15 protein-coding genes and 2 pseudogenes are annotated in these 16323 nt (G+C 39.2%); 10 read left to right on the forward strand and 7 right to left on the reverse strand.

The annotated features are described in order from the left end of the window. The first annotated feature begins 26 nt into the window (after positions 1–26). Both D7V32_RS09840 and D7V32_RS09845 read left to right on the forward strand, forming a co-directional pair. Positions 27–479 (forward strand): universal stress protein, encoded by a 453-nt coding sequence (locus tag D7V32_RS09840; protein ID WP_120402708.1) that lies wholly within the window; start codon positions 27–29, stop codon positions 477–479. Positions 480–542: 63 nt separating this feature from the next. Further along, positions 543–989, forward strand: a complete 447-nt coding sequence (locus D7V32_RS09845; protein ID WP_120402709.1) for a universal stress protein — start codon at positions 543–545, stop codon at positions 987–989. A gap of 98 nt (positions 990–1087) precedes the next feature. On the opposite strand, the gene D7V32_RS09850 is transcribed toward D7V32_RS09845, so the two are convergent. The 3 genes from D7V32_RS09850 to pepN all read right to left on the reverse strand — a co-directional run bounded on the left by D7V32_RS09850 (position 1088) and on the right by pepN (position 4766). Continuing rightward, positions 1088–1537 carry an RDD family protein gene (locus tag D7V32_RS09850; RefSeq protein ID WP_120402710.1) on the reverse strand — a complete coding sequence of 150 codons (450 nt, stop codon included), beginning with the start codon at positions 1535–1537 and terminating at the stop codon, positions 1088–1090. A gap of 107 nt (positions 1538–1644) precedes the next feature. Further along, positions 1645–1851 (reverse strand): hypothetical protein, encoded by a 207-nt coding sequence (locus tag D7V32_RS09855; protein WP_120402711.1) that lies wholly within the window; start codon positions 1849–1851, stop codon positions 1645–1647. A 305-nt stretch (positions 1852–2156) separates the two neighbouring features. Next, the gene (pepN, locus tag D7V32_RS09860; RefSeq protein ID WP_120402712.1) at positions 2157–4766 is read right to left on the reverse strand and encodes an aminopeptidase N; all 2610 of its coding nucleotides are present in this window, start codon (positions 4764–4766) and stop codon (positions 2157–2159) included. 401 nt (positions 4767–5167) lie between these two features. Between pepN and D7V32_RS09865 the strand changes: the two genes are divergently transcribed. The 3 genes from D7V32_RS09865 to thiM all read left to right on the forward strand — a co-directional run bounded on the left by D7V32_RS09865 (position 5168) and on the right by thiM (position 7617). Further along, positions 5168–5431: a hypothetical protein gene (locus tag D7V32_RS09865; RefSeq protein WP_120402713.1), complete on the forward strand. Its 264-nt coding sequence runs from the start codon at positions 5168–5170 to the stop codon at positions 5429–5431. 144 nt (positions 5432–5575) lie between these two features. Next, entirely contained in the window at positions 5576–6733 is a 1158-nt protein-coding gene (locus D7V32_RS09870) for a hypothetical protein (RefSeq protein ID WP_120402714.1), read from the forward strand. A gap of 11 nt (positions 6734–6744) precedes the next feature. Beyond that, on the forward strand, positions 6745–7617 hold the full coding sequence (gene thiM / locus D7V32_RS09875; protein ID WP_120402715.1) for a hydroxyethylthiazole kinase: 873 nt from the start codon (positions 6745–6747) through the stop codon (positions 7615–7617). A 52-nt stretch (positions 7618–7669) separates the two neighbouring features. Here thiM and D7V32_RS09880 read toward each other — a convergent pair whose 3' ends face one another. Next, entirely contained in the window at positions 7670–8401 is a 732-nt protein-coding gene (locus D7V32_RS09880; protein ID WP_120402716.1) for a hypothetical protein, read from the reverse strand. A gap of 382 nt (positions 8402–8783) precedes the next feature. Continuing rightward, complete coding sequence (locus D7V32_RS09890) at positions 8784–10301, reverse strand: TerC family protein (RefSeq protein WP_120402718.1); 1518 nt, start codon at positions 10299–10301, stop codon at positions 8784–8786. Between the two features lie 864 nt (positions 10302–11165). Here D7V32_RS09890 and D7V32_RS09895 point away from each other — a divergent pair. Then, positions 11166–11630 carry a MarR family winged helix-turn-helix transcriptional regulator gene (locus D7V32_RS09895; protein ID WP_120402719.1) on the forward strand — a complete coding sequence of 155 codons (465 nt, stop codon included), beginning with the start codon at positions 11166–11168 and terminating at the stop codon, positions 11628–11630. Positions 11631–11658: 28 nt separating this feature from the next. Here the strand turns inward: D7V32_RS09895 and D7V32_RS09900 are convergent. After that, a pseudogene (locus D7V32_RS09900) lies at positions 11659–11892 on the reverse strand (DUF159 family protein); the annotation flags it as partial. Between the two features lie 164 nt (positions 11893–12056). Between D7V32_RS09900 and D7V32_RS09905 the strand changes: the two are divergent. From D7V32_RS09905 to D7V32_RS09920, 4 genes are all read left to right on the forward strand, one after another. Further along, the gene (locus D7V32_RS09905) at positions 12057–13274 is read left to right on the forward strand and encodes a tyrosine-type recombinase/integrase (RefSeq protein WP_120402729.1); all 1218 of its coding nucleotides are present in this window, start codon (positions 12057–12059) and stop codon (positions 13272–13274) included. A 219-nt stretch (positions 13275–13493) separates the two neighbouring features. After that, positions 13494–13910 (forward strand): hypothetical protein, encoded by a 417-nt coding sequence (locus tag D7V32_RS09910; RefSeq protein ID WP_120402720.1) that lies wholly within the window; start codon positions 13494–13496, stop codon positions 13908–13910. After that, the gene (locus D7V32_RS09915) at positions 13910–14113 is read left to right on the forward strand and encodes a hypothetical protein (RefSeq protein WP_120402721.1); all 204 of its coding nucleotides are present in this window, start codon (positions 13910–13912) and stop codon (positions 14111–14113) included. The genes D7V32_RS09910 and D7V32_RS09915 overlap by 1 nt, the downstream gene beginning before the upstream one ends. Continuing rightward, positions 14100–16091 carry a DEAD/DEAH box helicase gene (locus D7V32_RS09920; RefSeq protein WP_120402722.1) on the forward strand — a complete coding sequence of 664 codons (1992 nt, stop codon included), beginning with the start codon at positions 14100–14102 and terminating at the stop codon, positions 16089–16091. The genes D7V32_RS09915 and D7V32_RS09920 overlap by 14 nt, the downstream gene beginning before the upstream one ends. Before the next feature lie 99 nt (positions 16092–16190). On the opposite strand, the pseudogene D7V32_RS17580 reads toward D7V32_RS09920, so the two are convergent. Further along, positions 16191–16323 (reverse strand): annotated as a pseudogene (locus D7V32_RS17580) (N-acetylmuramoyl-L-alanine amidase); the annotation flags it as partial.

Raw genomic sequence — 16323 nt, forward strand, 5'->3', positions numbered from 1 at the left:
ATTCATAATAACTGAGGTACAAAGTCATGTCATATCATCATATTTTAGTGCCTGTAGATGGTTCAAACACTTCTATTGATGCAGTCAAAAAAGCAGCCCAAATTGCCAAAGCCTTTAACAGCCAGCTTACACTGATCAGCCTTGTGGTCGAAGACCCATTCACCGATTCTGACTTCTACGCCTCTTCTGTAATCATGCATGAATACTTCGTGCTGGCAAAGAAAAATGCTCAAGAAGCGCTTTTAGACGCGCAAAAAGCGGCAGCTGAAGCTGGTGTACAGGCTCAAGTTGAAATTATCAAAGGTAATGTCGATGCAAAAGTCATTGCAGAAACAGCAGTCAATCACAAAGCGGATCTGATTGTCATGGGTTCACATGGCCGTAAAGGCATTCAAAAAATGCTGCTGGGCAGTTTTGCCCAAGATGTTTTGGCAAATACTCAGCTGCCGGTATTAATTGTGAAGGCTAAAGAAGCTTAAACCTATAGCGGCGCATTCATTTTTCAATAGATATAACGATAATTCCAAGTATAGGAACTAAGCATGAGCACATATCAACATATTTTGGTCGCAGTCGATGAGTCACCGATGGCTTATGCTGCTGTAGAACAAGCGCTAAGCTTAGCGAAAGATTTAAATAGCCAAGTCACAATTATGAGTGTCATTGCGATCGACCCTTTTATCGGCGTTGATTTCTATAAAGTCGCACCCGCAATTACAGACTATTTCATGCAGGCCGAAAAGAATGCTAAAGAGCGCTTAGAGGATATTAAAAACTCTTTTGTCCGCGACGGTATCGAAGTCAATAGCAAGCTCATTCATGGTGTCTCGCCTTCTCAAGGCATTATTCAAGTTGCAGATGAAGTCGGTGCAGATTTAGTCATTATGGGCTCTCATGGCCGTACAGGCATTCAAAAAGTTATGCTGGGCAGTGTCGCGCAAAATGTACTGACACAGTCACCAATACCTGTCCTGATTGTTAAAGTCTAAAAAACTTAAACACTGACAGCAGAAATCCCTCAGCTAGAGGGATTTTTATTGCAACCGATTCACCAGATCAAAACCATAAAATGCACATTTAGAATGAGTCATTCATTGGTGCGAATAACCACAGTCTTTGCCATTTTGTCATGCCAGCCCTGCTTTCGTTTATCAAAAGCAACCCAAAACAATCCTATGCCAAAAATCAAGATGGCAGGAAAATACCCAACATAGCGTAAAACAGCCTGTCCAAATTTAAGCTTTTCACCTGTTTCTGCATCTGTAATTTTTAAGCCTAATAAAATTTTGCCTGGTGAACTTGACCAAATCATCCATACCATCATGGTATATATAAAAGGCAAACCATAATTTGCCAGTAAATCAAACCATAATACAGATTCGTTTACAGAAAGACCCGTACCCAGTATAAGGTCCCAATCTCCTTGGTAGTACATCCAAAGCAATGGCAATGTAATGACAAATAGAATAAAAGTATCAATAAGGCACGCACCTGTGCGTATCCAAAAACCTGCGTAGTCAACTTCTGGCTGAAGCATATAAAAAACCTTTTATTTTTATGTCCGTATTCAATCTAAATTAAAAGCTGAAATCCTGCGAGTATAATTTTGAAATAAAAAATCCCTCTTTCAGAGGGATCCAGTTTTTAGCTAATTGCTTTATGCAGATTCTGCAAGTACATTTCTGCTTCAATACTGCTATCAAATTGCTTTTCGAACACGCCCGTTTTTTGCGCACTATTTGGTGTATATTCTGTAGCAACCACGAAACCGCCTTGCTGACTTTTTTCAATACGCACTGCAATAATATGCTGAGTATTGATATAAAATCCATCATCAAGCTTCACTAACATAACCGCCTCAAATTTAATTATTCTGAACGATGCTTCGTTCTAAGTTTTACACAAATGTCTATTCATAAAGACATTTTTCAAACTTAGCTTACACTTAAAACGTGATTTATTTAACACTATTCACGTGAATTTAACATATTTATCTAATTTAAAAAGCAATATAGTGATATTTTTTTCTTTTTGCTCAGAGCAATAACTCAACAAGATTGCTAATTTGAACTTCACTGCTCTATTGGCCTACATTTTGTAAAATACGGCGCATAAAAAAGCCGAATGCGGACATTCGGCTTTTGAGCAGCTAGCGCTTATACACTTAGCATACTATTTAAAGTTTCCGACACATTCTTAGATTTCACTTGCGGTTTTAATGCTTCCAGCTCTGCTTTCACAGCTGAGCGCTGCGGCTCTGCCAATGTGTACCAGCGAGAAAGCGCTTGCAGCAAACGCGAGCCAACAATCGGGTTTTTCTCATCTAAATATTGAGCTAGGCCAATGAAGTGCTGAACACCAAAGCTCCACGTATTGACAGGGTTCGCATTTAAACCTCCTGATACTGAGCGAATACGGTTCGGTACACCAAGGTCATAATCTGGATGCGAAGTTAAATACGCAATTGTTTCCGCATTAGCTTTTGGATGTGCTGCTTGGATCATAAACCATTGATCCATCGATAATGCTTCATCTTTAAAACGTAAATAGAAATCAATCAATGCTTTTTCAGCTTGAGGCGCATCATTCCATACCAAGACTTTGAGTGCACCGAGGCGCTCAGACATATTGCCTGTCGTTTTAAACTTCTCATATGCCAAATCAAATGCCGACTCATCACCCTGACGCACCATCATGCTCAATGCAATGTTTTTAAGCGCCCGCACACCCATTGCCTGACTGAATTCCGCAGGTGCATTTAATTCTTGGTAAATATTTTTCCAAAAACCTTTGCATGCCTGCGCAACAGCGTTTAAGAGCGCTTCACGTTTTTCTTGAATAGCGAGCGGGTTATAGTCTGCATCAATACGGCTAGCCAAGTAACCTTCAGAAGGCACATCAAGCAAACGTGATGCCAATAATGGATCAGTATTTACAAGTTGCGGCAGCAATTTAGGTGAACTGACCGCATCTAAATAAATCTGTGCGTTATGATCTTTGAGAAAGATATTTTCCAGCAACGCTTGAGCTGCTTGCCATTGGTTAAAACCATTGGTTTCATGCTGCAGCAAGAATGCCAAATCTTCATCTGAGTAATTGAATTCTAAATTCACCGGTGCAGAGAAGTTCCGCAGCAAAGACGCGACAGGTTGAGCAGCTACATCAGTAAAAGTGATTGATGCTGCATCTTGATCAAATAAATACACGCCATCTTTTACATCATTTTCAACCAAAACTTCTGAGTTCAGAGTTAATTGCTCACCTGTTTCAGCATCAAACAATGCCAAAGCCACTGGAATTGGCACAGCTTTTAAATTTGGATACTTCGCATGCGCTTTCAAGCTTTGCTTAAAGCTCAATGTATAAGTTTGCGCTGCTGCATCATATTCGCCTTTCGCTTCCAGTTTTGGTGTACCCGGCTGGTTATACCAAATCAAAAATTCAGATAAATCTACACCTGAACCTGCAGTTAATGCGGCAACCCAGTCTTCAACCGTTACCGCTTGGCCATCATAGCGTTTGAAATATTCATCTGTACCTGCACGGAATTTTTCTTTACCTAACAGCGTTGCCATCATACGGTTAATTTCAGCGCCTTTTTCATACACTGTCGCGGTATAGAAGTTATTAATTTCTACAAAATGGTCTGGACGCGGCGGATGTGAAAGCGGGCCTGAATCTTCCGGGAACTGATGCGCTTTAAGTACAGCTACATCATCAATACGCTGTACTGCTGCAGACTGCAAATCTTCAGAGAATGACTGATCGCGGAATACCGTTAAACCTTCTTTTAAACATAGCTGGAACCAGTCACGGCAAGTAATACGGTTGCCTGTCCAGTTATGGAAGTATTCATGCGCAATCACAGACTGTACACGCATGATCGCGGCATCAGTTGTATATTCTTCATCTGCCAAAACACATGAAGTATTGAAAATATTTAAACCCTTATTTTCCATTGCACCCATGTTGAATGCACTGGTTGCCACGATCATATAATTGTCTAGGTCATATGGACGGCCATAGTGCTCTTCATCCCAGCGCATAGAATGCTTTAGGGCTTCCATTGCAATATGACATTTTGGAATATCTTTTTCTTCTGCATAGATTTCTAAAGCAACATTTCGCCCTTCAGAAGTGACATATGAATCTTTCAGCACAGCCAAGTCGCCAATCACGCAGGCAAATAAATAGCTTGGCTTTTTCGTTGGATCTTGCCAAACCGCATAATGACGTTCTGCACCTGCTTCACCTGCTTCCATCAAGTTGCCGTTCGCCAGCAAAACAGGGAGTTTTTTATCTGCTTCTACACGTGTGGTAAATACAGACAGCACATCTGGACGGTCTGGATAGAAGGTAATTTTACGGAAGCCTTCTGGCTCATTTTGCGTTACAAATAAGTCATCGCCAGCCAAATACAAGCCTTCCAGCTGCGTATTGCTTTCAGGATGAATGACTACATGTGTTTCTACAATCGCTTGATCTGGCGCATTGGCAATTCTCAGCTGTTCTGCATCTAAATGATACTCATCTTTAGATAATTCCGTGCCATTTACACGAATAGACTGCAGCTCTAAGTCACGACCCAGAAGAACCAAGTCGCCTTCCGTTTGGCGCTGCATCACCAGTTTGGCATGCACATCCGTTTTATTGTCATAAACTTGAATGTCTAAATCTATGCTGTCTACAAGATAAGAAGGTTTTTGATAGTCTTTGAGATAGACAGTTTGGTCTGCTTCAACCACTGGATTTGCCGCAATATTCATATAATGTCCTGATCCTTTGCTAGACGCTTAGACAGCTGTGTTCTTAAAATAATCAATGCTTAAGATCATACGATAAGTTCGGCAGGCTGTCTGCGCATTTCATTTGTTTTATATATGGGATTCAGCACATTTCTTTTCAATTGGCTCAATTTAATATTTATCCCAATTGAGGGTTATTTATGCAATCTGCAAAATGCATTTACTGCAATGACGGTTTTAGCTGATTGCAAATTTGCCGGATTTTTATAAAAATTTAAATACACAATTTCAGCAGCTTATAATTTTGATAGAACAATTGCATACACTATTTTCCAAATCTGTACATTTTGTGCACAGTTTTTGCTTTTATTCTAATGAACAACGTTCACAATAAAATCAGCAAGACCAAAAAGAGGTGCACCATGTATTTAAAAGACCATATCGTTCGCGTGGAAAATGTAAAAGCGCTGCAAGCTCTAGATGCTGCCAATATTGACCACAAAGTTATTGCGATGTTTATGAGCTGCGAAGGCATACCGATGCAAACCTATGAAGTCAGCGCAATCTTAAACAGCTATGACACTTTAGGCGCCAAAAAAGCGCCAACGAAAAAAATTCAAGCCCTAATCAATGCAAAGCAGCTGGGAGAAGAAGATGAATCCCTGCCATGCCCTGCATCTTATTAATCACAACGAATCATGCACCATAAAAAGAGCTGCTGAACAGCTCTTTTTATTTGCCTGAAATTTAATGCACAAATTTAAAGCAGGCGGCAGTTTTACAGATGTGTATAATCTAATTTGACTGCAAAATTTGATGACACTTGTTCTATGACCCTAAACATTCTGCAAAAACAGCTTGATGCCAGCACATTATGTCCTTTGTGCCAAGCAGCAATGTTTTGGACTGAAGCAGAACAGTATGATCAGGACATCAACTTTTATGAATGCAGCCATTGCCAGCATCAAATCTATCCAGATCAGCAGCTGAACTGCCATTGTGATCAATGCGCTGCACAGCGTAAAAAACTCATGAAAGAGTCACGCCTGCAAGAACAGCGCAAACTGAAACAAAAAGATATATACGAATTTGAGCTCAGCCAGCTCAACTTTATGCAAAAATTATTTTTATTGGCACTCTTGGACGACCTCGTACAAGAACACACCTCACACCATGAATTTATTGATTGGGATCAAATCAAATATCACAATATTACCCCCAACTATCTTTTTCAAAATGCTGTCATTAAGCATTTAGTTAAAGAAAATATTCTTATCTGTAAGGACTTAGCTGCGCAAGCGCACCAGTATTATATTAATGTGCGTCTGGACGGTTACTCTGAACCAAGCTTGTACAGCATTACACACCAGCTGCGTATATGGTTTTATGAAAACCTGTCCCTGGGCGTGCCGTTTAAATCATCTGATGAAGTCAAAGATGCCCTTTTCAGCGTGCTGTATCAGGAAGTCATCCAATTTATGCAATTTTACTGCCGCATGTGGGGTGTGCAGATTGCAGGCAATAAAAGCTTCCGCACTTTTTGCTATCAGCTGATGGATGGCCTTGCCGTTGGACAGATTTATTATCTTGTACAGACAGGCTTAGAATATTTGCATAAACAAAATGCGCTGCAGCCGCGCAATGAAAATTTCATTAATACCAACCTGCTGAAAAAGACACTGCAGCAATACCGTGAACGCGGCCTAGCGGAAAAATGGGAAACCAGCACTTTACCGCGTCCGCCTCAAATGCCGCTCAGTAAAATGAGTGAAATTCTGTTTTTCCGCTTCTTAGGTTATGACGAAAAAATCTTTTTTCAGCCTATTTGGCGTTCATGGAAAAAGATTGAACCGCGCTTGAGTTTCTATTCAAATAAACGCTGCATGCACTGCGGTTCCGAAGAACTTTCTGTGGACTATGATGCAGATGATTATGTCTCTCTGTTTTGCCGCAGCTGCAAACATCAAGATCACTATTTCACCCGTTAAGGGGAAACACTATGAATCACCCTGAATCTTTAAATACCCTTGTGAATCAAAACAGCTTATCCGATTTAGCCGCGCCGCTGCTTCAGCAAATTGCAGAAGCATGGACAGCACTGCAAACTCAGCAGCCCTTAGTGCATATCATTACCAATGGCGTTGCCAACAACTACACGGCCAATGTACTGCTGGCAGCTGGCGCTTCACCTGCAATGATTGACAACCCTTTTGAAGCAGAAAGCTTTGCAGCCATTGCCAGTGCTGTCAGCATCAACCTAGGCATGCCTACGACTGAACAGATGCAAGCCATGCAAATCGCAGCTCAAACAGCACAGCGCTTGGACAAACCATGGGTGCTCGATCCTGTCGGCTATGGGCCAGTTCTGCCTTGGCGCTCTGAAATGACTCAGCAGCTGCTGCAATACACACCCAGTGTTATTCGAGGCAATGCATCTGAAATCAGTGCGCTGGCAGGTAATCAAGTTCAATCCAAAGGTGTAGACAGCACATTGGACAGTGCAGAAATTTATCAGCAAGCCGTGCCTTTACTTGAGCACACAGCCTGTATTGCCATCTCAGGCGAATCTGACTTTATTTTATCTAAAGATTTAAATGCTGTAATTCAAATCAATGGCGGCTCACACTTACAGCCTAAAATCACTGCTTCAGGCTGCGCGCTTGGCGCTTTAATTGCTGCCTATTGCGCAGTAAGCCCAAGTGTCACAGCCGGCACTGCTGCTGCGCATGTCCACTTTGCAATTGCCGGTAAATTGGCTTTTGAAAAAGCGCAAGCTGTCGGCAGCTTCAATGTGGCTTTTTTAGATGAGCTATTTAACTTAAAGGCTGACAGCATTCAGCAATATGCAGATATTCAAATCCTGCCCCTCTAGCAGCACCGCTTGAAATCGGCCGCATCATGCGGCCAATAAGCAAAACTGAATCTTAATTAACGTTCCGCCCGATCGCCAAATTAAACGTTGTTTCAACAATTGTTTTTAAATTCAGCTGACAAACACATACCAGCCCCATCCCAGAAAAATAATCAGGCACATGCTGCATAAAAAATTGATGGTGCAAATCATGCCGATTGCGCAAACGGATCAGCTGCTCAGAAGTCACTTTCGGCATGTCGCATAAGTGGGTAAATACATCTGTACCGCGTTTTTCTACCCCTGACTTATTTTCCAGCACCATTTTCAGCACATTAAGATGATCTTTAGCCATACCTCTATCACGGCGCGGATAAAAGTTTTTCGTTCTGGATGCAAAGAGTGAGTAAATTTTAGGCTGCATTAAGGTCGTTACAAACCACAAAGGCGCATTCGGATAATGCATGCGGTGCTTTAAAGACACTCTTATCGCTGAACGCAGTGAACGGTTACGGCGTCTATATTCAGGTAAAAATCCAGCGCGCGAAGTGACAACAAAAATCGGCTGCTGCTCCAGCTGCAATTTTAAAATTGGAATAATATTTTGGCCAATCAGCTTATCTTCATAAAAATACTGTACAACATGCACTGCAGCGGCATCACGGTTATGCACATACTGATATAACGCTTCAATTGTTCCATTGGGGAAAATTTGCTGATCAAAGTCCCAAAGCTGCTGAAAAAAAACATGCTTTTTCTCAGCAGGAAGTTTCGCAAAGTCAATGAAGCGTTCTGTAATATTCATGAGATCACCCGCTGTCTGGCGCAGCTGAAAGTCAAATGCCTAAAACTGAAAAATATAATGGATGTTAAACCTGAAAATCATGCATTCAAATTCTCTTATTTGACTTTTATGCAATAACATCTTTTTCTTCAGTGATGGCGCTCAGATCCTTTTTATGGCGCAGTTCAATCCATACTGCTTGCGGGACAATTTATACCTTAAATTCCGCATATCTGTAAATAAAGTCACAATAATAGCGATAAACGTCACGAATAAAAGGGCTTTTTACAAGAAGCAGCAGCAAGCTATGCCGTTGTATTTTTTTAAAACGAATCTAAGAAATAAAATACCGGCAGATATGACATCTGCCGGTATTTGAAATTTTTTTAATATTTAACAGTGTTTAGCGGCTGATCATCACTGTTTTAATCCGGTTGCCTTCCATTTCGGTGACCTTGAATACTACATTTTGATAAACAAGTTCACTGCCCACGTCAACCACGCCCTGCATCTTGTCTAAAATCAGTCCTGACACACTGATATAACCTGCGTCTTCTTCGACCAAATCAAGCATACCCAATTCAAGTTCTAATTGGTAAACATCCAGCATGCCTGAAGCCCGCCATGTATGTTCATCAATTTTAATTAAATCCAGCTGCTCATCCGCATCTGGGAATTCACCGGCAATTGCTTCAAACACATCTAAAGGTGAAATAAGACCTTGAACATTGCCAAACTCATCCGTCACTAAAACAAGTGAACCTTTTGAGGTACGCAAAGTATTGATCGCATCAATGACTTTCATTTTTTCAAAAATATAAATCGGACGATGGCGCTTAATTAACGCTTTCAATTCCGCTTCGTCATCAAGCACATCCAAAAGCTCTTTAGCCCGGACAATACTGATCACCTTATCCATACTGCCGCGGCAAACAGGGAATAAACTATGCGGTACTGAAAGTACTTTTTCGCGGATCTCTTCAGGAGAATCATCTAAGTCCACCCAAGAAATCTGACCGCGCGGAGTCATAATAGAAGCGACCGAACGCTCAGCCAGTGTTAATACACCGCCAATCATATAGCGTTCTTCATCCGCGAATGTTTCCTGCGCTTTCAACTGACTGTTGTCATCAGTTTCAACACGGCCGCCCATCATTTTTAAAATAGAATCTGCTGTACGGTGACGCAGCGGAATTTTAGACTCATGTTTAGCAGCATTGCGTTTGCCAAACTGGTTAAAGGCTTCAATTGCAATAGCAACACCAATACCAGAATAGATATAGCCCTTAGGAATATGGAAACCGAAGCCTTCTGCAATCAGGCTGATACCAATTAATAACAGGAAGCTTAAACACAGAATAACCACTGTAGGATGACGGTTAACAAAAGCAGTTAATGGTTTAGACGCAATTAACATCACCACCATTGCAACCACCATCGCAATCATCATGATACGGATATCATCGACCATACCAATGGCGGTAATTACAGAGTCAAGTGAGAATACAGCGTCCAGCACAACAATTTGCGCCACTACAGCTGCAAAACCTGCGTATACAACATTGTTGCTGACTTTAACTTCAGGCTTGCCCTCAATCTTCTCATGCAGTTCGGATACCGCTTTATAAAGCAGGAATAAACCGCCCCCGAGCAAAATCAAATCCCGCCCTGAGAAACTATGGTCAAATATGGTAATAAGCGGCTGTGTAAGAGTCACAAGCCAAGAAATCGCAAAAAGAAGGCCTAAACGCATAATTAATGCAAGGCTCAAACCCAAGATACGGGCTTTATCTCTTTGTGATGGAGGGAGTTTATCTGCCAAAATAGCAATAAAAACGAGGTTATCAATACCTAAAACGATTTCTAATATAATAAGAGTAAGTAAACCTACCCACATCGCCGGATCTAAGAAAAATTCCATTAGTGAAATACCCCGGCTAAAGATATATGTTTTAAAAATTTAGACCTGCACGGCGACGGATCCATAAGAGTGACCTTTGTGACTATTCATAATCTAATTATGCATAAACATGAAAGATTGTGATCATTTTTTTGTAATTTTTTTAAAATTAAATATCTAAAATACTTAAATTCACAGCCAAAAACGAATAAACAATCATGCCGCGCCATGACATGCAGGCTATAAAATAATACTGCTCAAAAATAAAAATAAGTCCTGATTCAGACTGAACCCTTTAGCCATGCTATTTTCCTTGCAATATTTTGCTGCAAACAAAATAATCAAAAAGATCAGCATGCTTGCTCTAGCAGCCAATTAAAAATACTTGAAGAAAATATAAATTATATATATCCCCGTGCAGAATGATTGAAAAAATATACTTGCATGGTTAGTTAAAGCAACAGAAAACTGCACCAATAAAGCACTTCCCCCCAAATACAATCTTTTAATATTATAGTGATCGGTAAATTAATAATAATTTGAAAGTTCATTTGAAAATTTATTGTTAAAACTTTTTATAAAAATGCAAATATAATCGAAATTTTCGCTGCAAATCTCAAGTTGCAGTCACTGTCAAGTATGCTATTGTATTTAAAATTCGCAAAAAAGTGTGTTCCTGAACACCAAATTGAGCATTTACGAATACTTTTAACGGTATGGTACTCACACTTGTCTCATATCCCAAACTATTAATATTCGGTTTATTTGAAAAAAGTTTATTTACCGCTGTTATTGAGTAAATTATCTATTGATATTGAACATACAATTTACTTAAAATAATGACAGATTAAATAAAATTACAAAAATATTTACATGGGGATTTGCATGACTAAGAAATATTCAAAGTTTTTACCAACTACAGACAGCTTTAACTTAGATAATTTCCCATATTATTGGGTTACTCAGGTTCATTCGCAATATGTACTCAATGTCGATCATGCCCTTAAAAAATATGGGGTTGATAATTCACGCCGCCGTATTTTACTGGCGCTAAAATCAAAACCGCATGCCAGCGTATCTGATTTATCTGAAATGGTGGTTTCTAAAATGTCGACCACTACGAAAATTGTTTACCGTTTAAAAGACGAAGGCTTGGTAGACACTTATTCATGTGAAGATGATGCACGTATTACGCGCGTTGTTCTTACCGAAAAAGGTAATTTAATGACCCAAAAGATTAATGATCTGACCAATGTTGTATTAGAACAGTCATTTGAGGGGCTAACGCCTTTGCAAATTGAAAAAACAATGGAAAGCTTACGTCATATTTTCAAAAACCTGTCACGCTGATCAGTCATTCAGCGGCATACTCAAAATATCAGTCGAAAAAGTTAAGCTGGGGGCTAATTTTTTCGGCTTTTATTTTTGGAACATGCATGCACTCAAACTCATCTGCTGGAAAGCCGCACACAAAACTTTGGATATTGGGCGATTTCCAATTGAGCCAATCTGCTAGCCTTTCTTCAGGTATAACAATGACTGAACGCTTCACATCTCCCGGCTCATGAAATTCTTTCATCATAGGATGATCAATTGCATTCATATTAAACACTATTCTTACTTTGTCTAACCTTTTCTTTCCTAATTTTACAACCTGCTGATTTTATTAAGTTGGCATTGTTACTACATATAACCTTGTATGCTATAGAATTACTTTTATTTGTGAGTAATATAGTGAGTAAATTTATTTAAGCCATAATGGTTGTTACTCACATCATGTTAAACGACTTAAAAATCAAGCAATTAAAGTCTAAAGAAAAAGTATACCGTGTTGCTGATCACTCTGGATTGTGTATTGAGGTTCGCCCCACTGGGAAAAAGTTCTGGCGGTTTCGATATCGTTTCTTAAATAAGCCGCAAATGCTGACCATTGGGCAGTACCCGGAAATCAGTCTTTCGTATGCCAGAACAAAAACAAATGAATTTCGGGAGCAGCTCGCTAAAAACACTGATCCTGCAGCTGTTAAAAAAACTGAGCGTCTTGAAGCAATGCAAGCACAAGAAGAAACTTTTAGGGCAATTGCTAGAGAATATTGCGACCACAAAAAGAAATCAAAATCAGCGAACTGGCTGTATGTGCGCAACCATGCTTATGATGTAGACATATTTCCATTAATTGGCGACAAGCCCATCAAAGATGTAAGCTCAGTTGATATTAAGAATATTATGGATAATGCGATCAAGCGAGTTTTGAAATCTGGACGAGGTACTGGTGAAAATAGAGCTATCACTATTAGGCAGCATATTGCTGAAGTCATGCAGTATGCAATCATTTCTGACCGACTGTATAACGATCCAACCTATGCATTGCGCGGGTATATCCATAGCCCTGAAACCGAAAATGCTCAACCAGTAAATTCCAAAGATCGAAAACTGATTATGCCAAGTATTGATAAATACACAGGAGCCATCAGCACAAAGAATGCACTCAAAACACTTATATACACAATGCTTCGCACAGTTGAAATTCGCAGAGGACTAAAAGAATACATTGATTTTGAGGCTCGCACATGGACCATTCCAGTTGCATCAAGATCAGATATTCTTGCCGGTAAACGCAATATGAAGAAGAACAGGATTCATGTTGTGCCGCTGTCAGATCAAGTTATGGGAATCATAAAAGCGCAGTTTGCTGCTTACCCTGACAGCCCGTATATTTTTCCCGGCGTTGATAATAGTGTGATGATTGGCCCAACAACTCTAAATCAAGCATTCCGCAATATGGGGCTGGGTCATATCACTATGCACGACTTTAGAGCCACAGCATCTACTGATCTAAATGAAGCAAACTATAATTCAAACTGGATTGAGTTGCAGCTTGCTCATGTTAAGAGCGATAAAGTTAAGGCCACTTATGATCATGCAAAGTGGCTTAATGACCGCAGAAAGATGATGCAGGATTGGGCTGATATGATTGATAAATGGAAGGAATAAAAATGAAAACTTGGCTCTACTTTTATATAGAACACACAATGAAGAATCGCGAACCTTTTTATAAAGAAATTGGGTGGTCGCTTGGATTGAAAAACAGATATGTTGTTTTGAGTGATGTGAGGAGTTGATCGCCAGTCGGCAATTAAAAAATAATTTTAAATGTGTTTGCATTGTGACCGCTCACAACATATAATCAACTTATACCAGGGAGATATTGAAATGATCGGCTATCACAACTCAGTAAATGCAGACCTAAAAGAAATTCACAATGAAGGACAATACTCAGGTATTTTTGTTTCATTGAATGCAGCACTAATGACTGTTGCTGATTATGGCAACCATTGCTACAAAGTGACATTTGGATCTATCTGTGAGAAATCAGACATTGAAGATTATCTTGATGAAAACCCTGAATTCCTAAAAGCCAATCCTGATTTTGTTATTGATTGTGAAGAAGAAATGTTATGTGATGAGCTGTATCGTAAAAACCAAAAATTACGTGCTTTAATCGCTCTTGAATTAGGTTTCGATGCTGTAGAAGAAAACGATGGCTACTTGGTTGTAAGTGGCACTGTTGAATACATCGGCAATGCTGACAGTGAAGCGGTTGAGCTCGAGATTGAGGAAAATTGGTAATGGCAAGTACAGCAGCAGAGCGCAAAGCAAAGCAGCGTCAAGAAATGATTGACAAAGGATTCACTAGAAAGGATTTATGGTTCTCCAAAAATACCATTGAGATTATTGAAAAATATAAAAAAGATAATAATTTAAAATCAATTGATGAAGCTGTGAATGACATGATCCCAAAAATCGGAGCAATAAAAAATGCTAACACCTAGGCCCCATCAAATTGAAGCCATTCAAGCAAATATCGAAGCATTTAAAACACAAACTCGCATAAAAAATATTATGGCGTGTGGCACAGGTAAAACTTTTGTTTTCATTAAGACAATTGAAGAACTGATAGAATTATCACCACCTGATGATATGCAAAATATTATTATTTTCGCACCAACAATCATGCTTGTTCAGCAAATTGCAAAAACGACAATCTCACATTTTGGCCGAACAAACTTTGACTATGCAATTATTTGCTCAAAAAAGAAAGCTGGCGAATTGGATGATATATCTGTAAATGAAGTAGCAACAAATTTAAAAATTAAAGTTTTGAGCTCTCAAAAGGGGGTATCTAAAGCGATTGAATTTAGCATTGTTAAAAGAAAAATTATTTTCTGTACATATAAAAGCTCATTTTTACTCGCTGGAAAGTCGTTGGATTTTGCCGTTTTTGATGAATCTCATAGAACCGCTGGTGAGCTTGATAAGCCCTATAGTTTTGCGTTGCATGATGAAAATGTTTTAATAAAAAAACGACTGTTTGTAACTGCAACAGAAAAAGTGGCTTATCGCCAGACGTCGCATAATGTTGACCGTATCGGAATGAATAATCCAAAATATTACGGAGAAACTGTTTACTCCTTACCATTTAAAACGGCCATTGACTCTCATTTAATTGCAGACTACAAAGTTTTAATCACTGTTGTTCAACATTCTGATATTGCACACTTATTAAGTGAAGAAAGTGATGTACTTGAGATAGCAAACCGTTTTGCTTTGGAGAAAGCATATATGGATTTTGGCATAAGCAAAATTATAACTTTTCACTCATCTATCGAAAGAGCAAAAAACTTTTCTACACTAATGAATGAAAATAGCCCAATATTTTCCTCTTTTCACGTAAGTGGTGAACAAGATGCTGATGAGCGACAAGAAAATCTACAGAAATTTATTCAAGCTAATCACAGCATTGTTACCAACGCTCGTTGCTTAACAGAAGGTATTGATAGCCCGATTATTGATGCGGTGGCGTTTTTGGATGCTAGATCCAGCACAATTGAAATTGTTCAAGCGGTCGGGAGAACACAGCGCATAGCGAAAGATAAGAAATTTGGCTATGTTATTCTACCGCTATACGTTGATAATTATAGTCAAGCTTTGGAGTCAAACTTTTCGGACAATTCTTCTTTTAAAAACATTATTGATATTTTAGGTGTTTTACGAAATGAAGATGATGACTTAAGAGCTGGCTTGTCCAGAAGTCGTGAGCGAAACCCTGAATCCCTGGTTTTTGATAACATTGTGGTGGGGAGCAATAACCTCAACATTGATGTAGATCAGCTATTTAATAGTATCTCTGTGGAGGTTGCAACAGACTATGATACTCACTTTAGTGAGATGCTTGGTCTGTTAGATGATTATGTTAAAAAATATGGCCATGGCTATATTCCTGAAAATTTTTCTGAGAGAAAACTGTCTAACTGGGCTTCATCGCAAAGGCAAGCACATCGTTATAAGAAATTACCAAAATACAGAGAAGAGTTACTGCTAGAGCATGAATTTGTTTTTAGTTTCTTTGATTATGAGTGGATTGAGGTTTTCAATCTTTACCAAAAAACTGATTCTCCATTGATTTCAAAAGCATCCAAAGACGAAAACTTTAAAAAGTTGGCGTTGTGGGAAGGAAGACAACGCAAAGCTTTTCGTGAAAACAAACTAAACGCTTTTAAAATTTCAAAATTAAAATCTATAGGTTTTGTTTTTGAGGTTGCTGTAAAAGGTTGGGATGATAGTTATTATGAAATTAAGGATTTGGTAAATGAATTGGGCTCAGTCAAAGCGATTACCAAAAAAGACTATCCACTACAATATCAATGGATTAACAAAAATAAACGGCTTTTGCAAAAGGAAGAGCTTCCAAAATCAAGAGCTCAAAAGATATCTAATTTGTTAAAAATTGATGATATAGCCCTCACTTGAGGGCTTTCTCAATTCACACACTGCACACATACAGTAACGTGAACTTTTGTTGAGATTGAATGTGCTGTGCAACTCGATAGTAAGATGCACAGCAAAATATTAAGCGCGTTTTTCATGTTCAATAATAACTTGCGCTACTGCCTTGGCTGCTGACCAGTACTTCGAATTAAACGCTGCAAGTTCCGCATCATTCGAAATAAAGCCAAGCTCCACAATCAAGCCACCAGCATTT

It is taken from the genome of Acinetobacter tianfuensis (genome assembly GCF_003611465.1).
Taxonomy (GTDB): Bacteria; Pseudomonadota; Gammaproteobacteria; order Pseudomonadales; family Moraxellaceae; genus Acinetobacter; species Acinetobacter tianfuensis.